The 24138-nt window shown below is 50.2% G+C and carries 24 protein-coding genes; 22 read left to right on the top strand and 2 right to left on the bottom strand.

The window, feature by feature from the left end; translation table 11 throughout:
• Positions 1–4: 4 nt before the first annotated feature.
• The 13 genes from NSS95_RS08670 to NSS95_RS08610 all read left to right on the top strand — a co-directional run bounded on the left by NSS95_RS08670 (position 5) and on the right by NSS95_RS08610 (position 12859).
• Entirely contained in the window at positions 5–415 is a 411-nt protein-coding gene (locus NSS95_RS08670; protein WP_014098061.1) for an Asp23/Gls24 family envelope stress response protein, read from the top strand.
• 106 nt (positions 416–521) lie between these two features.
• Positions 522–917, top strand: coding sequence for a transcription antitermination factor NusB (gene nusB / locus NSS95_RS08665; protein WP_026104520.1), 396 nt, complete (start codon positions 522–524; stop codon positions 915–917).
• 13 nt (positions 918–930) lie between these two features.
• Positions 931–1782 (top strand): bifunctional methylenetetrahydrofolate dehydrogenase/methenyltetrahydrofolate cyclohydrolase FolD, encoded by an 852-nt coding sequence (folD, locus tag NSS95_RS08660; RefSeq protein ID WP_340713855.1) that lies wholly within the window; start codon positions 931–933, stop codon positions 1780–1782.
• A 158-nt stretch (positions 1783–1940) separates the two neighbouring features.
• The gene (gene xseA, locus NSS95_RS08655; RefSeq protein WP_340713854.1) at positions 1941–3296 is read left to right on the top strand and encodes an exodeoxyribonuclease VII large subunit; all 1356 of its coding nucleotides are present in this window, start codon (positions 1941–1943) and stop codon (positions 3294–3296) included.
• Positions 3274–3501: an exodeoxyribonuclease VII small subunit gene (locus tag NSS95_RS08650; protein WP_013859605.1), complete on the top strand. Its 228-nt coding sequence runs from the start codon at positions 3274–3276 to the stop codon at positions 3499–3501. Before xseA ends, NSS95_RS08650 begins: the two co-directional genes overlap by 23 nt.
• Before the next feature lie 2 nt (positions 3502–3503).
• Positions 3504–4373, top strand: a complete 870-nt coding sequence (locus tag NSS95_RS08645; RefSeq protein ID WP_017550507.1) for a polyprenyl synthetase family protein — start codon at positions 3504–3506, stop codon at positions 4371–4373.
• 148 nt (positions 4374–4521) lie between these two features.
• Positions 4522–6423: a 1-deoxy-D-xylulose-5-phosphate synthase gene (dxs, locus tag NSS95_RS08640; RefSeq protein WP_328229157.1), complete on the top strand. Its 1902-nt coding sequence runs from the start codon at positions 4522–4524 to the stop codon at positions 6421–6423.
• Positions 6424–7248, top strand: coding sequence for a TlyA family RNA methyltransferase (locus NSS95_RS08635; RefSeq protein ID WP_315958447.1), 825 nt, complete (start codon positions 6424–6426; stop codon positions 7246–7248).
• Between the two features lie 163 nt (positions 7249–7411).
• Complete coding sequence (gene ahrC / locus NSS95_RS08630; RefSeq protein WP_035187997.1) at positions 7412–7861, top strand: transcriptional regulator AhrC/ArgR; 450 nt, start codon at positions 7412–7414, stop codon at positions 7859–7861.
• 17 nt (positions 7862–7878) lie between these two features.
• Positions 7879–9582, top strand: coding sequence for a DNA repair protein RecN (gene recN, locus NSS95_RS08625; RefSeq protein ID WP_035187999.1), 1704 nt, complete (start codon positions 7879–7881; stop codon positions 9580–9582).
• A 178-nt stretch (positions 9583–9760) separates the two neighbouring features.
• On the top strand, positions 9761–11044 hold the full coding sequence (spoIVB, locus tag NSS95_RS08620) for a SpoIVB peptidase (RefSeq protein ID WP_328229156.1): 1284 nt from the start codon (positions 9761–9763) through the stop codon (positions 11042–11044).
• Positions 11045–11211: 167 nt separating this feature from the next.
• Positions 11212–11997 (top strand): sporulation transcription factor Spo0A, encoded by a 786-nt coding sequence (spo0A, locus tag NSS95_RS08615; protein ID WP_258921459.1) that lies wholly within the window; start codon positions 11212–11214, stop codon positions 11995–11997.
• Between the two features lie 118 nt (positions 11998–12115).
• Complete coding sequence (locus NSS95_RS08610) at positions 12116–12859, top strand: glycerophosphodiester phosphodiesterase (RefSeq protein WP_061565220.1); 744 nt, start codon at positions 12116–12118, stop codon at positions 12857–12859.
• Positions 12860–12868: 9 nt separating this feature from the next.
• On the opposite strand, the gene NSS95_RS08605 is transcribed toward NSS95_RS08610, so the two are convergent.
• Positions 12869–13111, bottom strand: coding sequence for a DUF2627 domain-containing protein (locus tag NSS95_RS08605; RefSeq protein WP_035188005.1), 243 nt, complete (start codon positions 13109–13111; stop codon positions 12869–12871).
• A 134-nt stretch (positions 13112–13245) separates the two neighbouring features.
• On the opposite strand from NSS95_RS08605, the gene NSS95_RS08600 reads away from it, so the two are divergent.
• The 9 genes from NSS95_RS08600 to NSS95_RS08560 all read left to right on the top strand — a co-directional run bounded on the left by NSS95_RS08600 (position 13246) and on the right by NSS95_RS08560 (position 23917).
• On the top strand, positions 13246–15312 hold the full coding sequence (locus tag NSS95_RS08600) for a sigma 54-interacting transcriptional regulator (protein ID WP_328229155.1): 2067 nt from the start codon (positions 13246–13248) through the stop codon (positions 15310–15312).
• Between the two features lie 272 nt (positions 15313–15584).
• Positions 15585–16688: a Leu/Phe/Val dehydrogenase gene (locus NSS95_RS08595; protein WP_029142209.1), complete on the top strand. Its 1104-nt coding sequence runs from the start codon at positions 15585–15587 to the stop codon at positions 16686–16688.
• 22 nt (positions 16689–16710) lie between these two features.
• Entirely contained in the window at positions 16711–18123 is a 1413-nt protein-coding gene (lpdA, locus tag NSS95_RS08590) for a dihydrolipoyl dehydrogenase (RefSeq protein WP_061565217.1), read from the top strand.
• Positions 18124–18146: 23 nt separating this feature from the next.
• The gene (locus NSS95_RS08585; RefSeq protein ID WP_061565216.1) at positions 18147–19136 is read left to right on the top strand and encodes a thiamine pyrophosphate-dependent dehydrogenase E1 component subunit alpha; all 990 of its coding nucleotides are present in this window, start codon (positions 18147–18149) and stop codon (positions 19134–19136) included.
• 11 nt (positions 19137–19147) lie between these two features.
• Entirely contained in the window at positions 19148–20131 is a 984-nt protein-coding gene (locus NSS95_RS08580; RefSeq protein WP_046720752.1) for an alpha-ketoacid dehydrogenase subunit beta, read from the top strand.
• 24 nt (positions 20132–20155) lie between these two features.
• A complete protein-coding gene (locus tag NSS95_RS08575; RefSeq protein WP_328229154.1) occupies positions 20156–21436 on the top strand; it encodes a dihydrolipoamide acetyltransferase family protein in 1281 nt (426 codons plus the stop codon).
• 213 nt (positions 21437–21649) lie between these two features.
• A complete protein-coding gene (pfkB, locus tag NSS95_RS08570; protein ID WP_013859588.1) occupies positions 21650–22561 on the top strand; it encodes a 1-phosphofructokinase in 912 nt (303 codons plus the stop codon).
• Positions 22562–22827: 266 nt separating this feature from the next.
• Positions 22828–23265, top strand: a complete 438-nt coding sequence (locus NSS95_RS08565; RefSeq protein WP_013859587.1) for a BrxA/BrxB family bacilliredoxin — start codon at positions 22828–22830, stop codon at positions 23263–23265.
• A gap of 148 nt (positions 23266–23413) precedes the next feature.
• Positions 23414–23917: a L,D-transpeptidase gene (locus tag NSS95_RS08560; protein WP_061565214.1), complete on the top strand. Its 504-nt coding sequence runs from the start codon at positions 23414–23416 to the stop codon at positions 23915–23917.
• A gap of 30 nt (positions 23918–23947) precedes the next feature.
• On the opposite strand, the gene prli42 is transcribed toward NSS95_RS08560, so the two are convergent.
• The gene (prli42, locus tag NSS95_RS08555) at positions 23948–24040 is read right to left on the bottom strand and encodes a stressosome-associated protein Prli42 (RefSeq protein ID WP_017550500.1); all 93 of its coding nucleotides are present in this window, start codon (positions 24038–24040) and stop codon (positions 23948–23950) included.
• Positions 24041–24138: the final 98 nt, after the last annotated feature.

The raw sequence follows: 24138 nt of genomic DNA, 5'->3' as shown, positions 1-24138 counted from the left end.
GAAGATGGCAGAAGACAACCAAATGTTGGAAATGCATCATGATGAAGACGGCTTGGGAAAAGTGGAAATTGCTCCTGAAGTGATTGAAGTGATTGCGGGCATTGCCGCTTCCGAAGTCGAAGGGGTTGCCCAAATGCGTGGCAATTTCGCAAGCGGCGTCGTGGAGCGCCTTGGCAGGAAAAACCACGGGAAAGGCGTAAAAGTGGAACTGAGTGATGATGGCATTAAAGTCGATGTCTATTGCACCATGAATTTTGGCGTTTCCATTCCGGCAGTTGCCCAGGAAGTCCAGGATAATATCCGCCAGGCTTTGCTCAATATGACTGCCCTGGAAGCGTCGGAAGTGAATATTCATATTGTCGGCATTCAATTTGATACGCAGAAAGCGGAGCCTGAATTTCAGGCGGAAGAGTAAGAGAAAAAGGGTCCGGGCAAAGCGTCCTGGCCTTTTTTTGGTCCCACCTTTCTGTTACAATAAAAGCATGCGAATTTGAGCTTTTTAAAGGAGTTACTGCCGAATGATGAAAAGAAGAACCGCCCGCGAAAAAGCGCTTCAGGCTTTATTCCAGATGGATATGAATGAAGCGAGCCCGGAAGATGCGATCCGGAATGCGCTGGACGGGCAGGAAAGTGATGATTATCTTGAGAAATTGGTAAACGGAACGGCAACACATCTCGCGGAAATCGACGCCATGATCAGCCAGCATCTTGAAAATTGGACGCTTGACAGGCTTGCAAAAGTGGAACTCAATATTTTGCGCCTTGCCGCTTACGAACTGATGTACGCAGAGGATGTGCCCGCCAATGTGGCGATCAACGAAGCACTCGAGATTGCCAAACGGTTTGCAGATGAAAAATCTGCCAAATTTATTAATGGCGTTTTGAATCAAATGAAAGACTCGATTGAATCTAAATAACGGGGGATGGATAATGGGAGCGGAAATCATTGACGGAAAACAACTGGCCGAAGCACTCAGAAAAGAGATAAAGGCGGAAGCGGAGCAGTTAACGCAACAGGGGATTATCCCGGGGCTTGCTGTCATATTAGTCGGAAACGATCCGGCTTCACGTACATACGTCAAAAACAAAGAAAAAGCGTGCCACGCGCTCGGAATGAAATCCGTTTTAATCGAGCTTCCCGAAGACGTGTCGGAACAGGCACTGCTCGGACATATCGCAACCTTAAATGAAGATCCTGACATTCACGGGATTCTCGTCCAGCTTCCTTTGCCGCCGCATATCAATGCGCAAAAAATCGTGGAAGCGATCAGCCCGGAGAAAGATGTGGACGGTTTCCATCCGATAAATATCGGGAGGATGATGACGGGCCAGGATACCTTTTTACCCTGCACCCCCCACGGAATTTTAAAAATGGTGAAGTCAAAGGGCATCCGGATCGAAGGGAAGCATGTTGTCGTAATCGGCCGCAGCAATATTGTCGGCAAACCATGCGGCCAGCTGTTCCTCAATGAAAATGCGACCGTCACATACTGCCATTCGAAAACGGCCAATTTAAAATCTTTCACCCGCCAGGCGGATATTTTGGTCAGTGCTGTCGGCAAAGCAAAATTCATCAAAGCGGATTTTGTCAAAGCGGGTGCTGCCGTCATTGATGTCGGGATGAACCGTGACGCGTCCGGGAAGCTGTGCGGGGATGTTGACTTTGATGAAGTAAAGGAGAAAGCTTCCTATATTACCCCTGTCCCGGGCGGCGTAGGGCCAATGACGATTACCATGCTGCTTTCCAATACAGTAAAAGCCGCAAAACGCTTGTACCGTTAAACAGGCTGCCCTGCCGTCACGGCATTTTTCCGGAAAACCGCTTATCGTCCGGAAGTGTGCCGGGAGACATTTGTGCTGGGAGCGGGCGGCATTAAAAGAAAGCTGACTTCCGGCGGGAAGGCAGCTTTCTTCATGCATGAGAAAGGTGGTGGAAAGCGATGCAATATTTATCCGTACACACGCTGACAAAATATATCAAACGGAAATTTGACGCGGACCCTTATTTAAACGATATCCATGTAAAAGGGGAAATTTCCAATTTCAAACGGCATTCAAGCGGCCATATGTACTTTACATTAAAAGATGAAAAAGCGAGACTGCTTTCGGTCATGTTTGCTTCTGCAAACCGGACGTTGAAGTTTATGCCGGAAAACGGTATGAAAGTGCTCGTTACGGGTTCCGTATCTGTTTATGAAGCAGGCGGCAGTTACCAGCTGTATGTGAAAAGCATGCAGCCTGACGGAATCGGCGCACTTTATCTTGCTTTTGAACAGCTAAAAGAAAAACTGGAGAAAGAGGGCCTGTTTCAAAACCGCCGGCCCATCCCGGCTTATCCGAAAGTGATCGGGGTGATCACATCGCCGACAGGGGCTGCTGTCCGCGATATCATCACCACCATCAGGAGAAGATATCCGGTTGCTGAAATCATTTTACATCCGGCCCTTGTCCAAGGGGAAAATGCAGCCCCTTCGATTGTAAAGGCAATTGAACAGGCAAACCGGATCGGCAAAGCGGATGTGCTGATCGTCGGAAGGGGCGGCGGTTCCATCGAAGAGCTGTGGGCTTTTAATGAAGAAATAACGGCCCGGGCGATCTTTGCGTCAAATATTCCGGTGATTTCTGCTGTCGGGCATGAGACGGATTTTACGATCGCCGATTTTGCGGCAGACTTACGGGCACCGACGCCGACTGCTGCAGCTGAACTTGCTGTTCCCCATATTGATGACGTACGGGAAAAAATCTTGCATTTAAAGACGCGGCTTATACGAAACATGCGGGAGAAAGTACGCTATGAAAAAAGCCGGCTTGCTTACCTTGAACGGTCGCCCGTTTTGACAAATCCTTACCGGCTCATCCGCCAGCAAATCGAGCAGGCTGATCGCCTTACAGATCGCCTGCACAGGGAAGCGGGGCGCTTAATCGGTACAGCGGAGGAACAAACCCGCAATCTGCACGGCCGGCTTTTGCGCAACCGTCCTGAACAGAAACTGCTGCAGGCGCGGCAGAATTTCACAAGCCTTGAAGCAAACCTCGTGAAGCAAATGCAAGCGGTCTTGCGGGAGAAGCAGCATCGTTTTGCCAAAAATATTTCTGCCCTTGAAGCGCTGAGCCCGTTGAAAGTAATGGAAAGGGGCTACAGTCTGGCTATGGCGGAAGACGGAACGATCCTGAAAAAAACAAGCCAGGCCAAAACGGGTGACACGATCCGGGTCCGGTTGACGGACGGCGGCCTTTTGTGCACGGTAGATGAAATTGAAAGGGGGAAAAAAGATGGCCGATTCATTAACTTTTGAAGAAGCGATGGTGCAACTGGAAGACATTGTGCGGAAACTGGAAGAAGGGGATGTGCCCCTCGAAGAAGCCATTTCCATTTACAAACAGGGAATGGAGCTGTCCAAATTACTCCACGGAAAACTGAAAAATGTAGAGGAACAGCTGGCAAAAATCATGTCGGAGGATGGCGAAGAGCAGGATTTTGAGATCCGGGAGGAGGAATAACCGTGCAGAAGCCTGCGTATGATGTGAAAGAAATTGAAAAACACCTGGCACAATATATCGCGGATCTTCGTGCGCCTGCTGTATTAAAAGACGCGATGCATTATTCCCTCCAGGCCGGGGGGAAAAGGATCCGCCCCCTTCTTTTGTTGTCAACCGTATCCGCGCTCGGTAAACCGGCTGGTCGGGGCATGCAGACCGCGTGTGCAGTCGAGATGCTCCACACTTATTCTTTGATCCATGATGACCTCCCGGCAATGGACGATGATGATTTGCGGAGAGGAAAGCCGACCAACCATAAAGTATTTGGCGAAGCGGTGGCGATTCTTGCCGGCGACGGCCTTTTGACGCACAGTTTCGGACTGATTGCCGAAGATCCGGGGTTGGATGACGCTTTGAAGGTAAAACTGATTGCGCTCCTTGCAAAATCTGCGGGTCCGGAAGGCATGGTCGCCGGGCAGGTGGCGGATATGGAAGGCGAAAATAAAACACTGACCCTCGAGGAACTACAATATATCCATGCCCACAAAACCGGCAAACTGCTTCGTTTCAGCGTGCTTGCCGGCGCGATGATTGGCGGCGCGTCAACAGAGCAGCTGGAAAAATTCGGGCAATTTGCCGATCATCTCGGCCTCGCTTTTCAAATCCGGGATGACATATTGGATATCGAGGGGGAACAGGAAAAAATCGGCAAGCGGGTCGGCAGCGATGAATCCCGCCATAAAAGTACATATCCGGCTCTTTTAACGCTTGAGGGTGCCAAACAAGAACTCAGGCGCCATACTCGCCTTGCAAAGCAGTGCCTCGCTGAAACCGGCGCTGAAACCGGCGCCTTAATGGAACTGACGGGGATGATCGAAACGCGGGACCATTAACGGCCGTTCATTTGGCGCAAACCGAACGGCCGGAACAGCAAAACCGGCGGCGTTTGTTTAAATGAGGTATTTCTTGTCTAAACGCGTTGATTGTTTATAATAGATGTAAGTGATGCCGTATATTGATGAGGAAAGCGAGTGATCCGCATTGGATCTTGAATCGATCAAGGACCCGTCCTTTTTGAAACAAATGGACATCCCCGCTTTGAAACAACTGAGCGCGGAAATCCGCCGCTTTTTGATTGAAACATTGTCGAAGACCGGCGGGCATATCGGGCCGAATCTTGGTGTCGTGGAATTGACGCTTGCCCTGCATAAATGCTTTGACAGCCCGAATGATAAAATTCTTTGGGACGTGGGACACCAGTCATATGTGCATAAAATTTTAACCGGCCGGGCTGGAGAGTTCGGCTCACTGCGCCAATACCACGGGCTTTCAGGGTTTCCGAAACGGAATGAAAGCATTCATGATGTCTGGGAAACCGGGCACAGTTCCACTTCCTTGTCCGCCGCGATGGGCATGGCGGTCGCCCGCGATTTAAAAGGAGAAAAATCGTATATTGTCCCGGTGATCGGAGACGGCGCGCTGACCGGCGGCATGGCATTTGAAGCGCTCAACCATATCGGCCATGAAAAACGGGATATCATCGTTGTGCTGAATGACAATGAGATGTCGATTGCCCCGAACGTCGGCGCGCTTCACCAGGTGCTCGGCAAACTGCGAACGGCGAATAAATACCGGCGCGCAAAAGATGAACTGGAATTCCTGCTGAAAAAAATTCCGGCTGTCGGCGGAAAGCTTGCGGCCACTGCGGAACGGCTGAAAGACTCATTGAAGTATTTGCTTGTCTCCGGTATTTTTTTTGAAGAACTCGGTTTCACTTATTTAGGCCCCGTTGACGGCCATCATTTTGAGGCATTGCTCGAAAATATCCAGTATGCCAAAAAGACGAAAGGCCCGGTTCTTTTGCATGTCATTACCAAAAAAGGAAAAGGGTATGAACCGGCCGAGAACGATACGAAAGGCGCCTGGCACGGCACCGGGCAGTATAAAATTGAAACCGGCGATTTTATCAAACCGGCGGATGCCCCTCCTGCCTGGAGCAAACTCGTCAGTGATACCGTCCTTAGCCTTGCAAAGGAAGATGCGCGCATTGTTGCGGTTACGCCTGCGATGACAGTCGGCTCGAAGCTGGAACGGTTCCAGCAGGAGCTCCCCGAGCGGGTATATGATGTCGGGATTGCCGAGCAGCATGCCGCCACTTTTGCTGCGGGGCTTGCAACCCAGGGCATGAAGCCGTTCCTGGCAATTTATTCGACATTCCTGCAGCGGGCGTATGACCAGGTTGTGCACGACATTTGCCGGCAAAACTTAAATGTTTTCATCGGGATCGACAGGGCGGGCCTTGTCGGTGCGGACGGCGAAACCCACCAGGGCGTGTTTGACATTGCTTTTTTGCGCAGCCTGCCTAATATGGTGTTAATGATGCCAAAAGACGAAAATGAAGGCCGGCATATGGTATATACGGCTTTAAAATACGACAGCGGGCCGATCGCCATGCGGTTTCCGCGCGGCAACGGCCTCGGCGTGGCGCTTGATGAAGAACTGAAGGAAATCCCGCTCGGCACCTGGGAAGTCCTGAAAGAAGGAAATGACGTGTGCATTCTCACATTCGGGACGACGATCCCGATGGCCATGGAAGCAGCGAAATTTTTGCAAAAGCAAGGGGTATCGGTTAAAGTGGTCAATGCGCGTTTTATCAAACCGCTTGATGAAGCGATGCTCGAATCTGTTTTCAACACCGGGATGCCGGTATTGACCGTAGAAGAGGCCGTGCTTGCCGGCGGATTTGGCAGCGCAGTGCTGGAATTTGCGGGTGACCGCGGCTTCTCTGACCGGATCATTCGCCGCATTGGCATTCCCGACCGCTTTGTCGAGCACGGCAGCGTAAAAGAATTGTGGCAGGAAATTGGGCTGACAAAGGACCGGCTGATTCGGGAAGTCCGGCAGATATTGCCTCAAAAACAGCAAAGAAAGGCTTCATTTTAAATGAAAAAAGAACGGGTGGACGTTCTCCTCGTAGAACGCGGATTAATGGAAACAAGAGAAAAAGCAAAAAGGGCGGTAATGGCGGGGCTTGTCTTTTCAAATGAGACCCGCCTTGATAAACCGGGTGAAAAAATTGCTGCAGATGCGCCGCTCATCATAAAAGGGAACCCCCTTCCGTACGTTTCACGGGGCGGACTGAAACTGGAAAAAGCGTTGGAAGTGTTCGGCCTTGATGTAAAAGGCAAAATTGTCCTCGATATCGGCGCTTCGACCGGGGGGTTTACCGACTGTGCCCTCCAGCACGGCGCCAAAATGTCTTATGCCCTTGATGTCGGTTATAACCAGCTCGCATGGAAGCTGCGCCAGGACGGGCGGGTCGTTGTTATGGAAAGGACAAATTTCCGCTATGTTACCCCACAGGATTTCACAAAGGGCATTCCGGAATTTGCCTCAATTGACGTGTCCTTTATTTCCCTGTCCCTGATCCTCCCGGTATTAAAAACGCTCCTTGCGCCTGGAAGCGATGTTGTCGCCCTGATTAAGCCGCAGTTTGAAGCGGGGCGCGGGCAGGTGGGCAAGAAGGGGATTGTAAAAGATAAAAAGGTCCATCGCGAAGTGATCGAAAAAATCATCCAGCTTGCCTTACGGGAAAACTTTTCGGTGGAAAACCTCTCCTTCTCGCCGATTACAGGCGGGGAAGGAAATATTGAATTTTTAATCCACCTCGTCCAGCCCGCCGGCCAAACAGAAGGCGGCGCCAACCGGTTGCGCGTAACCGTAAAAGATGTGGTGGAAGAAGCCCATGCCGCACTCAGGAAGGAATAATTTGGCAGCCTATTGGATAACCGGTAGGCTGTTTTATAATAAAGGCGTTTCGCACCCGGAAAAAAGCCCGTTTACGGATAAAAGCTGCTTGTACATTTGACCGTAAATGCGCTAACATACAAGTAGATGCATATTTACAAAAGAGCATCCTTGAGGTGAGGATATGAATAAAGGACAGCGCTTGATCAAAATCAGGGAAATGATTACCAATTATGATATCGAAACACAGGACGAGCTTGTCGAGCATTTGCGGAATGCCGGCTTTAATGTGACACAGGCCACCATTTCAAGGGATATAAAAGAACTTCATCTTGTCAAAGTGCCGCTCAATAACGGCAGGTACAAATACAGCCTGCCTGCCGACCAGCGCTTTAACCCGATGCAGAAACTGAAACGGGCGCTGACGGATGCGTTCGTCAGCATTGATACAGCCGGGCACCTGATCGTGTTGAAAACGTTGCCCGGCAACGCGCATGCAATCGGCGCTTTGATTGATATTCTGGATTGGGAAGAAATTATCGGCACCTTGTGCGGGGATGATACATGTTTGATCATTTGCAAAAATCACGATGAGACCGAAACGGTTTCGCAACGTTTTTTGGACTTGCTGTAGAAAGTGGTGATGTTTGATTGCTGCAGGAATTATCGATTAAAAATTTTGCCATTATTGATGCGCTAACCCTCTCATTTGAAGCCGGGCTGACTGTCCTGACAGGGGAGACCGGTGCCGGCAAATCGATTATTATCGATGCGATCCAGCTTTTAACAGGCGGGAGAGGGTCATCGGAGTTTGTCCGGCACGGGGAAAACCGTGCTGAGATTGAGGGTTTATTTCTGGTCGAAGACGGCCATCCGTGTATGGAGCGCGCCCGCGAATTCGGCATTGAGATTGAGGAAGGCATGGTGATTTTGCGGCGCGATATATCGAAAACAGGGAAAAGCGTCTGCCGCATCAACGGAAAACTTGTGACGATTTCGGTGCTGCGCGAAATCGGGTCGACTTTAATTGATATCCACAGCCAGCACGAAACGCAGGAACTGCTGAACGAAACGTACCATCTGCCGCTGCTTGACCAGTACGGGCAAAGCGAGATCGAAACGGCCCTCCTTGATTACGAAAAATTATATAAAAAATACGAAGCCGTTTACGGGCGGTTAAAAAGAATGAATGAAAACGACCAGCAGCTTGCCCAGCGCCTTGACCTCATCCAGTTCCAGCATGAGGAAATCCAAAACGCAGGGCTGAGGCTGCATGAAGACGAGGAATTAGCGGAAGAAAAACGAAAACTCGTCAATTTTGAACGGCTGTTTGAATCATTGAACACGGGGTATGAAGCGCTTGCCGGGGAACAGCACGGCCTCGACTGGCTCAGCCTTGCCATGAGCCATCTTGAAACCGCGGCCGAAGTGGATGGCGGGCTCTCTGACATTTTGGAATCCGTCCAAAGTTGTTTTTATACGCTCGAAGACATGTCCCGCTCGATCCGTTCCCGGCTTGACGGGCTTGAATTTGACCCGGAACGGCTTAACGTGATTGAAGCGCGGCTGAATGAGATTAACCAGTTAAAACGAAAATACGGCAGCACGATCGAAGAAATTCTGGAATACGGGTCCAAAATTGAAGAAGAAATTGAATCGATCGTAAACCGCGACCATCATGTAGAGCTTTTGCAAAAAGAACTGCAGACGGTAAAACGCGATCTTTATTTGGAAGCCAAGCAGCTCAGCGATTTGCGCAAAAAATGGGCGGGAAAGCTGACTGAAAATATCCATTCCGAATTAAAGCAGCTGTATATGGATAAAACAAAGTTTGAAGTCCGTTTTCTTGCCACTGCTGATGATTATTATGAGGCGGATGACATTCCGTTCCGGCGCGACGGGCTCGATCAGGTTGAATTTTACATTTCCACCAACCCGGGCGAACCGCTAAAACCGCTCGCAAAAACTGCTTCAGGCGGGGAATTGTCGCGGATTATGCTGGCATTAAAAACGATTTTTTCCCGGCACCAGGGGATCACTTCCGTCATTTTCGACGAAGTGGATACCGGCGTAAGCGGCCGCGTAGCACAGGCGATTGCGGAAAAAATTTACCATATCTCGGTCCATTCGCAAGTCCTTTGCATTACCCATCTGCCGCAGGTTGCCGCCATGGCGGACACGCATCTGCTGATCATGAAAGAAACCGAAAAGGGGAGAACGCGGACAAAAGTCAAGCCTTTGGGGCAGGAAGAAAAAATTAAAGAAATCGGCCGCATGATTTCAGGCGTCGAAATGACAGAGCTGACAAGACAGCATGCGAAAGAGCTTCTCGAACTGGCCGAAGCGATAAAATAAGGGTCCGGTCCGCCTATTTGGAAAAATGGTGGAGCCGGACCCTTTCTATCCAGATTGGGCAGCATTTTTCCCGCAGGCGCTGTTATATTTAAAACGCTTCAAGGCTAAATTAAAATCATAGCCAAAACAAACAAAGGCTAAACAACAGGGTGAACCGGAAGCGAGGAGAGTGGAATGTTTGAACTTTGAAAAAATAAGGAAGCTGACAGGCGGATTTCTCCTTGTTTCACTTTTATTATGCGTTTTTTCGCAGCCTTTTCAACAATATCTTCACTTTCCGAAGCAAGTTCGCTTACTGGAAGGCCAGCAAATCGAGTTTTCTAAATCCGCTGCTGCCGCTGTAATGGCAAGCGGAAACAGTGCGGAAATTCATGCGCATCAACATACGGTTTCCATAAAAGGGAAGTCAGCCGGCAAGGAAGAAATGTTTCTTAAACTGGCGGGCATCCCGGTCAAAAAAACGGAAGTAGAAGTGCATCCAAATATTAAGATGATCCCCGGCGGGCAGTCGATCGGCGTAAAGCTGAATACGCTCGGCGTCCTTATCGTCGGCCATCATCTTGTGCAGACGGACAAAGGGAAGTTTTCTCCCGGTGAACAGGCCGGAATTGAAGTTGGGGACATGATCCTTGAAATGAACGGGAAAAAAATCGAAAATATGTCCGATATTGCCCCAATTGTCCAGCAGGCAGGGGAAGAAGGAAAACCGCTGGATGCCGTCATTAAAAGGGATGGACAAACCATCCGGAAAACGATAAAGCCGTTAAAAGATAAAAGCGGGCAGTCGTATAAACTCGGGCTTTATATACGGGATTCGGCCGCTGGAATCGGCACGATGACGTTTATTGATCCGAAAACGAAAAAATATGGCGCCCTCGGGCATGTCATATCCGATATGGACACAAAAAAACCGATCGTCGTCGAAAAGGGCAGGATTGTCAATTCGGTCGTGACGTCGATTGAAAAAGGCAAAAACGGGAGCCCAGGGGAAAAATTGGCGCGTTTTACCGAAGAAGGCCGGATCGGGAATATAACGAAAAACAGCCCATTCGGCATTTTTGGACAGCTGGATCCGAACGCGAAAGACAGCACATATGCAAAACCGATGCCGATTGCACTGTCAGACCAGGTAAAGACAGGGCCGGCAAAAATTTTAACGGTTGTCGACGGGAAAAAAGTGGAAGCCTATTCGATTAAAATTGTCAGCACTATTCCGCAAAAATTTCCGGCAACAAAAGGAATGGTCATCAAAATTACCGACCCGGAATTGCTGAAAAAAACGGGCGGCATTGTTCAGGGAATGAGCGGGAGCCCGATCATTCAAAACGGGCGGCTTGTCGGTGCCGTGACACATGTGTTTGTCAACGACCCGACATCCGGATACGGCGTCCATATCGAATGGATGCTCCATGAGGCAGGCATTTACGGAGGGGGCAGGTCCCCTTCCGCTTTTAAAGAATAATGCACTTATCTATCATTATAATGCGTGAGGACGTTTTGTCCGGGCGATTTACGGCATCCCGGTTTTCAACAAAAAATAATAAATAAAAAAGCAGGAAATTTTCCGCCATTGTCGAAACTTATTCTTGTACAGAGATATGGCTATTTTTTTTGAGGAGGACAGTGGCAGTGAAAAAAATCAGAGTGTTTATTGTAGACGACAACCGTGAACTTGTTCGATTGTTAGAAGATTATATATCCCAGCAGGAAGACATGGAAATTTGCGGAACGGCCTACAGCGGGACGGAATGCCTTGAACGGTTAAAAGAGGCGGACCCCGATATTTTGCTTTTGGATATTATTATGCCACATCTGGACGGACTCGGCGTGCTCGAGAAACTGAAAGAATCGGCTTATTCCCGGATGCCGAACGTCATCATGCTGACGGCTTTCGGCCAGGAAGATGTGACGAAAAAAGCGGTGGAACTGGGCGCATCCTATTTTGTGCTGAAACCGTTTGATATGGACATGCTTGTTTCGCAAATCCGGCAGACAAGCAAAAAAGGCTCCGTGCTGAAATCATCGCCCGGCATGGCAGCTTCCAAAGCGGAATCAAAGCCTGTCAATCTCGATGCAAGCATTACGAGCATTATCCATGAAATCGGCGTGCCGGCCCATATTAAAGGCTATATGTATTTACGCGAAGCGATTGCAATGGTGTACAATGATATTGAATTGCTCGGCTCGATTACAAAAGTGTTATACCCCGAAATTGCAAAGAAATACAATACCACTGCCAGCCGTGTTGAGCGCGCCATCCGCCATGCGATAGAAGTGGCATGGAGCAGGGGAAATATCGAATCCATTTCCACCTTATTCGGTTATACGGTTTCCATGACCAAAGCAAAGCCGACAAACTCCGAGTTCATTGCCATGGTCGCTGATAAACTCCGCCTCGAACACAAAGCTTCCTGAAAGGGAAAGGGGCCGGTGCAGTGAGTTGTACCGGCCGGATCCCGTGCGCAAAAGGTTACGCTTTTCTTGTTCGGGGAATATATAATGATGAACGAAATAAACAAAGGATGTGTATCGAGTGACGTTTATTTTTGCCCACCGGGGATCGGCAGGCACACGTCCGGAGAACACAATGGAAGCTTTTTTTGAAGCGGAAAAGGCCGGAGCGGACGGGATTGAACTGGATATTCAGTTGTCAAAAGACGGCGAACTGGTCGTCATTCATGATGAAACGGTCAATCGCACGACAAAAGGCAAAGGGTATGTGAAAGATTTAACGTTTGCTGAACTGCAGTCGCTGGATGTGATTGACCGGTTCGAAACCGGCAAGCCGCTAAGCATCCCGGCACTTGAAGAAGTTTTTGAATGGCTCGCCCAAAACCAGCTTCTCTGCAATATTGAACTGAAGACGGCAAAAGTGGATTATCCGCTGATCGAGGAAAAAGCTGTTTCGTTAATCCGGGCATACCATTTGGAAGAAAGGGTCATTTTTTCTTCCTTTAACCACTATTCCATCATTCAATGCCACCGTCTGGCACCTGAAGTGGAGATTGCCCCGCTGTATTCGGAGGTGATGTTTATGCCATGGGTCTACGCGAAATCGATCCGGGCAAAAGCGATCCATCCGCGTCTTTTGACAACGGCCGACTGGATCATCCGCGCCACCATGAACCACGGTATTGCAGTCAGGCCGTATACAGTGAATAAAGCGAAAGATATGAGAAGGCTGTTTAAAATCGGTTGCACGGCAATCATCACGGATTTCCCGGAAATCGCGGTACAGGAAAGAAAAGCAGAACGGGAAAAAGCATCCGGGCAATAGCCGGATGCTTTATTTTGATGGTTTGCTGAAACGTTTCTGTACCTTTTGGTGCTTTCTGTCCCGGTGCAGGATAAACCCGGCGGTAAAGGCAATGCCGCCGGCAGAGAGCAAAAACCCGGCCAGAAACTGGAGCGTCAGCGAAGAAAACGGGCGGTCCGGAATCCCGAAAACCATATCCCGCATCCATTTGATCCCATAAGCAGCGGCGATGACCGGCACCGCCAATACAAAAAGTGCCACCAACCTGCCCATCCCGGCCCCCCCTTTAAACCGTTTCCATCATTATAACACCCGGGATTGGACGCAGGCAATGCAGCCCATTGTAAATGTAAGCCCTTTCAAATAAAATAGAATAGCGGAGACCAGCACGAAAAGGGGGAGCAGCGATGCAAAATGTTTTAATCGTTGGCGGGGGGAAAGGCGGAAAAGCGATTTTAAAAATATTGTCCGAGAGCGCACGGTTCCGTGTGGCCGGCATCGTTGATATCAATCCGCAGGCGGAGGGGATCCGGCTTGCCAAAAACATGGGCGTAAAGACCGGAAACAACTGGCGCGTTTTTTCAGGTCCCGATGTCGATATTATCATTGAGGTAACCGGGGATGAGCAAGTTTTTCGTGAAATCGTTGCAGCGTGCACGGGCCGGATTGTCATCCCCGGCAGTGTCGCCTATTTGATTGCGAAATTGCTGGAGGAAAAAGAAGCCTTAATCCGGAAGCTGGAAAGCGAAACAAAAAAACATGCGCTCATCCTTCAGTCGACGGCAGAAGGTATGACGGTGATTGACAAAAACGGCCGGATCATCTTTATGAACAGGGCCGCGGAAAAGATCAACGGCGTTTCGGCCCGGGAAGTGCTTGGCAAGCCGATCTCAAGCGTGATCCCAAAAAGCCGGCTTGCCCATGTCCTTGAAACAGAGAAAAGGGAAACAAACGTGGAAATTGAACTGCAAAACGGGGTCAAAATACTCGCCTCCCACATTCCGATGTTTGATGACGGGAAAGTCGCCGGGGCCATTTCCGTTTTCCGGGATATTACGGAAGCTGTGAAACAGGCTGAGGAGATTACGAATTTAAAAGAAATCAAGATGATGCTGCAGGCCATTATCCATTCAAGCGATGATGCGATTTCCGTTGTCGATGAAAAAGGGCGCGGCATCCTCATCAATCCGGCTTATACAAGAATCACCGGGTTAAGCGAAGAGGAAGTCATCGGCAAACCGGCAACAGCGGATATTTCCGAAGGCGAAAGCATGCATTTTAAAGTGCTGCAAACGAAAAAACCGGTACGCGGCGTGAAAATGCGAGTCGGCCCGTTAAAAAAAGAAGTGATTGTCAATGTTGCGCCGGTCATCGTCAACGGCATGCTAAAGGGAAGCGTCGGCGTGATCCATGACGTCTCAGAAATTGAGACATTGACAACGGAATTGCGCCGTGCGAGAAGGCAAATGATGCAGGCTGCTGCGGCAAAATATACATTTGAGGACATTATCCATGCTTCCGATGAAATGAGCATCGCCGTGGAACAGGCCAAACTGGCGGCACAGACGCCTGTGACGATTTTGCTGCGCGGCGAATCCGGCACCGGCAAAGAGCTGTTTGCGCATGCCATCCACCAGGCATCCAGCCGGAAAAACCATAAATTTGTCCGCGTCAACTGTGCGGCCATTGCCGAATCGCTGCTTGAGAGCGAACTGTTCGGCTATGAGGAAGGCGCTTTTTCAGGGGCGAAAAAAGGCGGCAAAAAGGGGTTGTTTGAAGAAGCCGACCGTGGCAGCCTGTTTTTGGACGAAATCGGCGAACTGAGCGCCCATATGCAGGCAAAACTTTTGCGCGTCCTGCAGGAAAAAGAGATTGTGAAAGTCGGCGGCACAAAGCCGGTTCCGGTGGATGTCCGGATTATTTGTGCCACGCATGCCGATCTTGAAAAAGCTGTTGCAGAAGGAAAATTCCGGGAAGACTTATATTACCGGCTCGACCGGATGCCGATCCGGATTCCGCCGCTCAGGTCGAGAAAACAGGAGATTCCGTTACTGGCCAGGCGCCTCATCCAAAAAATCAATCAGGATTACGGCCGGAATGTAGAAGGCATCACAAGCAGAGCGCTTTCCATCCTGCACCGCTACGACTGGCCGGGAAACGTCCGTGAATTGGAAAATGTGCTCGGGCGCGCCATCATTTTTATGGGCTTCCATGAAAAATCGATTGATGCAGTCCATCTTGACGGGCTTGGTTTATCCCCGGGAAAACGCGAGGAAAAGCAAGGAGCGGCCGACATACCCGAAAAAGGCAGCCTCGATGAAATGCTGTCCGCTTTTGAAAAGCAGCTGATCCAAAAAGCGCTCGAAGAAAATGCCGGAAACAAAACGAATACGGCAAAGCAGCTTGGCATTTCACTGAGAAGCCTGTACTATAAATTGGAAAAATACCGGCTTGCAAAAATCAGCATGCAATAATTTGCATATTCGTGCAAAAAGTAGCAAACTGGTAAACGGAAGTTTATTTTTTTAAGCCCCGCTCTTTTCGCCATTTCTGCATGAAAAGCGGAAACAGGAAAACAATGCGAAAGTGGCATTCTTTTTGCATTTTCAACAGTGAAGGCTGGCCCGTGATCCCGGAAAAAGCGGTGTGCCGTTTTAAAAAGAGGCATCGGGATGTCCGTTTTACAGCCGCAAAAATGCCGGTTCAGCCTTCTGACAGCTTTGCTTGCGGAAAAGGAGGAAATCCATTGGAAATTTTTGATTATATGCGAAAATACGATTATGAACAACTGCTGTTTTGCCATGATGACGCATCCGGATTAAAAGCGGTGATCGCCATACACGATACAACGCTCGGGCCGGCGCTCGGGGGCACGAGAATGTGGACTTACGCAACGGAAGAAGCCGCCATTGAAGATGCATTGCGGCTTGCACGGGGGATGACGTATAAAAACGCTGCCGCCGGGCTCAATCTTGGCGGAGGGAAAGCCGTCATCATCGGTGATCCGCGCAAAGACAAAAATGAAGAAATGTTCCGGGCGTTCGGCCGGTTCATCCAGGGGCTCGGGGGACGCTATATTACAGCTGAAGATGTCGGCACCACTGTTGAAGATATGGATGTCATCCATGAGGAAACCGATTTTGTGACAGGCGTTTCACAAACGTACGGTTCATCCGGGAATCCTTCGCCTGTCACGGCGTACGGCTGCTATGTCGGCATGAAAGCCGCGGCAAAAGAAGCATTCGGAAGTGATTCGCTTGAGGGGAAAACCGTAGCCGTCCAGGGTGTCGGCCATGTTGCATTTGAACTGTGCCGCTATTTGCACGAAGAAGGCGCCCGCCTTATTGTGACCGATATTTCAACGGAGGCGGTAAAACGGGCTGTTGAGGCTTTCGGGGCAAAAGCAGTGGACCCGGCTGACATTTACGCCCAGGACTGTGATATTTTTGCCCCATGCGCGCTCGGGGCCATTTTGAATGATGAAACGCTTCCGCAGCTGAAAGCAAAAGTGATTGCGGGGTCTGCAAATAATCAGTTGAAAGAACCGAAGCACGGCGACCGGCTGCATGAAATGGGTATTCTTTATGCGCCCGATTATGTCATCAATGCCGGCGGGGTGATCAATGTAGCTGACGAACTGTACGGTTACAACCGGGAAAGAGCGATGAAAAAAGTCGAGCAAGTCTACTATAATGTACAGAAAGTCATCGACATTTCAAAACGCGACGGGATCCCGTCCTATTTGGCGGCAGACCGGATGGCGGAAGAACGGATTGCAAAAGTTTCCCGCGCACGTTCACAGTTTTTGCCGCACAATAAACACGTGCTCGAAAAAAGGCTTCCGCGGTAATGCAAGTGAAGGAGGAACAACATTGGCAAAAGAATACGATGTCGTTGTTTTGGGCGGCGGAACAGGCGGCTATGTGGCCGCCATCCGCGCAGCAAAAAACGGGCTGAAAACAGCAATTGTAGAAAAATCAAAACTTGGTGGCACCTGCCTCCATAAAGGCTGCATTCCGACAAAAACCCTGTTAAGAAGCGCGGAAGTATACCGGCTGGTCCGAAAAAGCGCCGATTTCGGCGTGGATGTCCGCGATGCCGCCTTGAATTTTGCAAAAATCCGGGAACGGAAAAACGCAGTTGTGGCGCAATTGCACCGCGGCGTCCAATCCTTGATGAAAAAAGGGAAAATTGATGTGTATGAAGGCACCGGGAGAATCCTTGGCCCCTCCATTTTTTCGCCGGTAGCAGGAACGGTTTCAATAGAGGGCGCGGGTGCGGATAATGAGATGCTCCTCCCGAAAAATTTAATCATTGCGACCGGCTCGCGCCCGCGGGTTCTTCCCGGGTTTGCCGTCGACGGGGAATATGTGATGACGTCTGACGAAGCGCTTGAAATGGAAGAACTCCCCGCGTCGATCCTGATTGCAGGCGGCGGGGCGATCGGTGTGGAATGGGCATCGATGCTTGCCGATTTTGGCGTAAAGGTGACGGTCATTGAGGCTTCCCCGCGCCTTTTGCCGGGAGAGGACAGCGACATTTCAAAAGAAATTACGCGCCTTTTGAAGAAAAAAGGGGTTGCCGTTTTCACCGGTACCGCGTTCAACGCATCCTCCCTCCAGACAGGGGGCGGAAAGGTGCGGGTCGGTACGGAAGACGGAAAGACGTTTGAAGCAGATAAGCTTTTATTATCGGTCGGCCGGCTGGCCAACACGGAAAATATCGGCCTTGAAAATACGGATATTGAAATCAAAAGCGGCGTCATTAAGGTCAATGAAGTTTACCAGACAAAAGAATCCCATATTTATGCGATCGGGGACTGCATCGGCGGGTTGCAGCTTGCCCATGCAGCAGCAAGGGAAGGCATCATTGCGGCGGACCGCATCGCCGAAAAAAGCGTGGATCCGCTCGATGACACCATGGTGCCGAAATGTGTGTATTCCAATCCTGAAATTGCCAGCGTTGGCCTGACGGAAGAGAAAGCAAAAGAAGAAGGATATGATGTAAAAATCGGCCGGTTTTCGTTCCAGGCAGTCGGCAAAGCGCTTGTCTACGGGGAAACAGACGGCTTTGTCAAAATCGTGGCAGACGCAAAAACCGACGATCTGTTAGGCGTACATATCATCGGGCCGCATGCAACAGACATGATTTCAGAAGCCGGGCTTGCACGCGTTTTGGATGCGGCGCCGTGGGAGGTGGCAATGAGTATCCATCCGCACCCGACGCTAAGCGAAGCGATCGGGGAGGCGGCACTCGCAGTAGACGGGCTTGAAATCCATGCGTAGCTTTTGGATAAGGAGTGAAGACAATGAATGAAAATCGGCATAAAAGTTTAGGTTTAAGCGACCAGGAAGTATTGGAAATGTACGAAACGATGCTGCTTGCGCGCAAGGTGGATGAACGGATGTGGCTTTTAAACCGGTCCGGCAAAATTCCGTTTGTCGTATCCTGCCAGGGACAGGAAGCAGCCCAGGTCGGCGCTGCTTTTGCACTTGACAGGACAAAAGATTATGTATTGCCGTATTACCGCGATCTCGGGGTTGTGCTCGCTTTCGGCATGACCGCGCGCGACATTATGCTTTCCGGGTTTGCCAAAGCGGAAGACCCGAATTCGGGCGGCCGGCAAATGCCGGGCCATTACGGGCAGAAGAAAAACAGAATCGTCACCCAGTCCTCCCCTGTAACGACACAGGTACCGCATGCGGCCGGAATTGCGCTCGCAGGCAAAATGGAGAAAAAGGATTTTGTTACGTTTGTCACTTTCGGGGAAGGATCATCCAACCAGGGCGATTTCCATGAAGGGGCGAATTTTGCCGCGGTCCACAAGCTGCCGGTCATTTTCATGTGTGAAAATAACCTGTATGCCATCAGTGTCCCGATTGAAAAGCAGCTCGGGAACCCGCGCGTTTCCGACCGTGCGATCGGTTATGGCATGCCGGGTGTGACGGTTGACGGAAACGATCCGCTCGCTGTTTATGAAGTGGTTAAAGAAGCGGCGGACCGTGCCCGGCGCGGGGAAGGGCCGACTTTAATCGAAACGCTTGTTTACCGCTTTACACCGCACTCTTCCGATGATGATGACCGCTACCGTGCGCAGGAAGAAGTGAAGACGGCAAAAGAAAAAGATCCGGTTGTTTTATTTAGCCGGTACTTAAAAGAGGCGGGCCTTCTTGACGGGGAAAAAGAAAAAGAAATCGATGCGCGCGTCATGCAAACCGTCAATGAGGCAACCGATTACGCCGAAAAAGCGCCGTATGCCAAACCGGAAGATACGCTCCGGTTTGTTTACGGGGAGTAAGGAGGAGAACGATGGCTGTCATTTCATATATTGACGCAATTACAAAAGCATTGCGGGAAGAAATGGAACGGGACGAAAAAGTATTTGTGCTCGGCGAAGATGTTGGAAAAAAAGGCGGGGTATTTAAGGCGACGGCCGGATTATACGAGCAGTTCGGCGCTGAAAGAGTCATCGATACGCCGCTCGCTGAATCGGCGATTGCCGGGGTCGGCGTAGGGGCTGCGATGTACGGGATGCGGCCGGTTGCCGAGATCCAGTTTGCCGATTTTATTTTGCCGGCTGTCAATCAGATTATTTCGGAAGCGGCGAAAATCCGCTACCGTACCAATAATGACTGGCAATGCCCGCTTGTCGTGCGTGCACCGTACGGAGGTGGTGTCCACGGGGCACTGTATCACTCCCAGTCGCTTGAATCGGTGTTTGCAAACCAGCCGGGGCTGAAAATTGTCATGCCGTCCACGCCTTATGATGTAAAAGGGTTGCTGAAAGCCGCAATCCGGGACGATGATCCGGTTCTCTTTTTCGAACATAAGCGCGCGTACCGCCTGATTAAAGGCGAAGTGCCAGATGACGATTATGTGCTCCCGATCGGCAAGGCCGAAGTAAAAAGGGAAGGAACGGATATTACGGTGATCACGTACGGGCTTTGCGTCCATTTTGCCCTCCAGGCTGCGGAAAAGCTTAGAGAGGACGGGATCGAAGCACATATTCTCGATTTGCGCACCGTTTATCCGCTCGACAAAGAGGCAATCATCGAGGCAGCTGCCAAAACCGGGAAAGTGCTGCTGGTCACGGAAGACAATAAAGAAGGAAGCATTATCGGCGAAGTTGCCGCGATCATTGCGGAAAACTGCCTGTTTGACCTGGACGCCCCGATCATGCGCCTGGCCGGGCCGGATGTTCCGGCAATGCCGTATGCGCCGACGATGGAAAAATATTTTATGGTCAATCCCGAAAAAGTCGAAAAAGCAATGCGGGAACTGGCCGAATTTTAGAATTGCAGGATAGGAGGGTGCCAATTGGCGATAGAAAACATTACGATGCCGCAGCTCGGGGAAAGTGTGACGGAAGGAACCATCAGCAAGTGGCTTGTATCCCCGGGTGATCATGTCCATAAATACGATCCGCTTTGTGAAGTATTAACAGACAAAGTCAATGCCGAAGTGCCTTCTTCGTTTGAAGGGGAAATCGTGGAACTGATCGCTTCGGAAGACGAAACCGTTGCTGTCGGGGAAGTCATTTGCACGGTCAAAACCGGATCAAGTGAAACAATTGCCCGGCCTGAAGCGGAACCGGGCCTGGATCCGGATGCTGCGGTGCCGGAGCCGGAAGCGGAAAAAGGGAAAAAAGTCCGCTATTCCCCGGCCGTTTTAAAACTGTCCCAGGAATACGGCATTGACTTGAACCAGGTCAAAGGAACGGGAAGGGAAGGCCGGATTACGCGCAAAGACCTGTTGAAAATCATTGAAAGCAGGGGGAATGAGGCAGAACCGGCACCTTCAAAACCGGAACCGGCAAAACCCGCACCTTCAAAACCGGAACCTGCCCGGCATACGCCGCCTGCTTCCCGGCCTCAGCCTGTACGGGAAGCTGCAGAAGAAGATATGGTGATTCCGGTTACCGGCGTGCGTAAAGCGATCGCGAACAATATGGCACGCAGCAAACAGGAAATTCCGCATGCGTGGATGATGGTCGAAGCGGACGTTACGAACCTTGTCCGCTACCGGGATGCCGTAAAAGAAGAGTTTAAGCGGCGCGAAGGCTTTAACCTGACATACTTTGCCTTTTTTGTCAAAGCCGTTGCCCGGGCGCTGAAAGAGTATCCTGCGCTCAATTCCAGATGGGCTGGGGATGCCATTATCCAAAAACATGATGTCAACATCTCGATCGCCGTTGCCGCCGAAGACAGGTTGTACGTGCCGGTCATAAAGCATGCCGATGAAAAATCGATCAAAGGCATTGCCCATGAAATTGCTGTGCTGGCGCAAAAAGCCCGCGCCGGGAAACTTGCCCCGGAAGACATGGAAGGCGGCACCTTTACCGTCAATAATACCGGGTCATTCGGTTCGGTGCAGTCGATGGGGATTATCAACTATCCGCAGGCTGCCATCCTCCAGGTCGAGTCGATTGTCAAACGCCCTGTCATCATGGAAGAGGGAATGTTTGCGGCGCGCGATATCGTGAACCTTTGCCTGTCGATTGACCACCGCATTTTGGACGGACTCGTCTCCGGCCGCTTCTTAAAGCGCGTCAAAGAGATTTTAGAGGCGGTCACACCGGAAACGGCACCGCTCTATTAATGAAATGCCCGCTGATGAAGCGGGTTTTTCTATGTTGGAAAATGTGGCGATTTATCAAAACTGATTGTTTTTGAACGATTTTAATTGATTTTTACTGTTTTTGAAGGTAAAATAACGACCGGATGCACCGCTTGCAATCGTGCAGGCGGGGAACGATTGCCATCAAAAAGGGGAATACTAAAACTGATCTCCAAAGCAAAGGTTGTGTAAAAAATGATTTATACGGTAACACTGAATCCGTCTGTTGACTACATCGTACAGGTGGAACATTTTGAGCTTGGCGGATTGAACCGTTCCGTGATGGACACTAAGTTTCCGGGCGGAAAAGGCATCAACGTCTCGCGCGTCATGAAAAGGCTGGGCGTTGATTCCACGGCACTCGGTTTTCTCGGCGGTTTTACCGGCAGCTACATTGAAAATTTTCTTAAAGCGGAAGGTATTTTAACAGATTTTGTCCAAGTTTCAGGCGACACGCGGATCAATATAAAATTAAAATCCGGTGTGGAAACGGAAATCAACGGAATGGGGCCCTCTATTTCGGAAGCTGAGCTGGACCGGCTGCTTGCCAAAATCGACAGCCTGGACAAAGAGGATGCCATTTTGTTTTCCGGCAGCATCCCAAGTTCCCTCCCGCCATCCATTTATGCCGGCCTCATTCAAAAATGCCGTGAAAAGCAAATCCGCGTGATTGCAGATGTTTCCGGCGAATCGCTCGGCCATGTCATCAAAACGGGCCCGTTTTTGATCAAACCGAACCATCATGAAATCGGCGAAATTTTCGGCGTGAAAGTCGAAACGCCCGAAGAAGCGAAACAATACGGCAGCCGCCTGCTTGACATGGGCGTTGAAAATGTGATCGTTTCGATGGCGGAAAAAGGCGCGCTCTTTTTGAACAAGGAAGTATCCTATTTTGCGCAAGCGCCGAAAGGGAAGGTAAAAAATTCTGCCGGCGCCGGCGATTCGGTTGTGGCCGGGTTTATAAGCGGGATGGCAAAAGGGAAATCGTACAAAGAATCGTTTGCGCTTGGGGTTGCCTGCGGTTCTGCGACGGCATTTTCCATGGAACTTTGCACAAAGCAAGAAGCAGAATCGCTTCTCGGACAGGTCCATGTCCAATCTTTATAAAACGGAAACCGGGATGCCCCGGTTTTTTTGCATAAAAAAGGGACAGCGCATGAGGCGCCATCCAAAGCATCTAGGGAGTTTAGGGGTATGGATCTAGATGTACTGTCATTTTACCCGGTTTTTTGGAAAAATAAACGCTTTCCGGCTATTTTTTTCGTTTTCATGCGTAAAATAAGAGAAAAGTGGCGGCTGCAAACAGAATGTTTGAAAAGCAGCGTGAAAACCTGCTATGATTAGCTTTAAAGCAGAATGAAAGGATGAGTGGCATGTCTGTCAATTTTAATCTTTATATGAACGATGTCGTGCGCATGTCCCGTGAAGAGGCAGTAGAAGCCGGCTACCAGGAACTGAGGACGCCGGAAGAAGTGGACGAAGCGTTTTCCAAAAAAGGGACGACACTTGTTTTGGTCAACTCTGTGTGCGGCTGCGCAGGGGGCATTGCACGGCCGGCTGCGGCGCACGCCATCCATTATGATAAGCGCCCGGACCAGCTTGTAACCGTCTTTGCTGGCCAGGATAAAGAAGCAACGGCAAGGGCACGCAGCTATTTCACCGGTTATCCGCCGTCCTCCCCATCTTTCGCACTTTTAAAAGACGGCAAAATTGTGAAAATGATTGAACGGCACCAGATCGAAGGGCATGACCCAGCGGCTGTCGTGGCTGAGCTGCAGGCAATGTTTGAAGAATACTGTGAAGAACTGTAATGCGGGAAGCCTTCTCCTTCCGTTCTGGAAAGGGGAAGGCTTTTTTTAACAGGGGCGGTGTCCCGGGTGTAAAGCGCACTTTCCGTATGCATGAACCGGTATGCGGGATGCATACTAAAGAAAAACACAACTAGCAGGTGAATGGCTTATGCATATATGGGTGGCATGGATGCTTGTTTTCGGGTTATCGGTATGGCCGGCGGACGGGCACGTTGCCCCGGGAGACCCGCTCATTATTGTCAATAAAACAACAAACCGGCTTGCCTGGATCCGCGGCGGGAAAATCCGGCTCGAAACGCCGGTTGCGACTGGGAAAACAAATGACCTGACGCCGGAAGGTTTTTTTACGGTCAAAGTCAAGGCGAAAAATCCTTATTACCGGAAAAAGAATATTCCCGGCGGCGACCCGCGCAATCCGCTCGGCTCGCGCTGGATCGGTTTTGATGCGCGCGGCACGGACGGCCGGATTTACGGCCTGCACGGCACAAACAATCCTTCTTCAATTGGCCGGTATATTTCAAACGGTTGCATCCGCCTGCCGAAAGCGGCGCTCGAAAAGCTGTACGATGAAGTGCCGGTCGGAACAAAAATTTACATCACTCGGTCAACCCGGCCGATGACCGAACTGGCAAAAGCAAAAGGCGCCATTTAAAAAAGGAACGCGGACTTTCCCGTTCCTTTTTTAAAACAGCATTGAAAGGCCGGAAAGAACTGTTCCTGCCAGCATGGCAATGAGCATTAAGTACACGACAATTTTCTGCGTTTTTTTCGACAAAGCAGACTTCACCTCTTAAACGGACGGTAATCATTTTTATTCTAGCCTGAAGCCGCCGGTTGTACAAGTAAAATCATTCGCGTTATACTATTAAAGTA

This window comes from Weizmannia sp. FSL K6-3076, from assembly GCF_038007245.1.
In the GTDB taxonomy this organism is placed as follows: domain Bacteria; phylum Bacillota; class Bacilli; order Bacillales; family Bacillaceae_C; genus Weizmannia; species Weizmannia faecalis.
This window is presented reverse-complemented; position numbering and strand designations above follow the sequence as displayed.

Bases quoted from the DNA above. Each gene is read 5' to 3' on its own strand.
- NSS95_RS08670 (WP_014098061.1), top strand. From the start codon at position 5: ATGGCAGAAGACAACCAAATGTTGGAAATGCATCATGATGAAGACGGC.
- nusB (WP_026104520.1), top strand. From the start codon at position 522: ATGAAAAGAAGAACCGCCCGCGAAAAAGCGCTTCAGGCTTTATTCCAG.
- folD (WP_340713855.1), top strand. From the start codon at position 931: ATGGGAGCGGAAATCATTGACGGAAAACAACTGGCCGAAGCACTCAGA.
- xseA (WP_340713854.1), top strand. From the start codon at position 1,941: ATGCAATATTTATCCGTACACACGCTGACAAAATATATCAAACGGAAA.
- NSS95_RS08650 (WP_013859605.1), top strand. From the start codon at position 3,274: ATGGCCGATTCATTAACTTTTGAAGAAGCGATGGTGCAACTGGAAGAC.
- NSS95_RS08635 (WP_315958447.1), top strand. From the start codon at position 6,424: ATGAAAAAAGAACGGGTGGACGTTCTCCTCGTAGAACGCGGATTAATG.
- ahrC (WP_035187997.1), top strand. From the start codon at position 7,412: ATGAATAAAGGACAGCGCTTGATCAAAATCAGGGAAATGATTACCAAT.
- NSS95_RS08605 (WP_035188005.1), bottom strand. From the start codon at position 13,111: ATGGGCAGGTTGGTGGCACTTTTTGTATTGGCGGTGCCGGTCATCGCC.
- NSS95_RS08600 (WP_328229155.1), top strand. From the start codon at position 13,246: ATGCAAAATGTTTTAATCGTTGGCGGGGGGAAAGGCGGAAAAGCGATT.
- NSS95_RS08585 (WP_061565216.1), top strand. From the start codon at position 18,147: ATGAATGAAAATCGGCATAAAAGTTTAGGTTTAAGCGACCAGGAAGTA.
- NSS95_RS08580 (WP_046720752.1), top strand. From the start codon at position 19,148: ATGGCTGTCATTTCATATATTGACGCAATTACAAAAGCATTGCGGGAA.
- pfkB (WP_013859588.1), top strand. From the start codon at position 21,650: ATGATTTATACGGTAACACTGAATCCGTCTGTTGACTACATCGTACAG.
- NSS95_RS08565 (WP_013859587.1), top strand. From the start codon at position 22,828: ATGTCTGTCAATTTTAATCTTTATATGAACGATGTCGTGCGCATGTCC.
- NSS95_RS08560 (WP_061565214.1), top strand. From the start codon at position 23,414: ATGCATATATGGGTGGCATGGATGCTTGTTTTCGGGTTATCGGTATGG.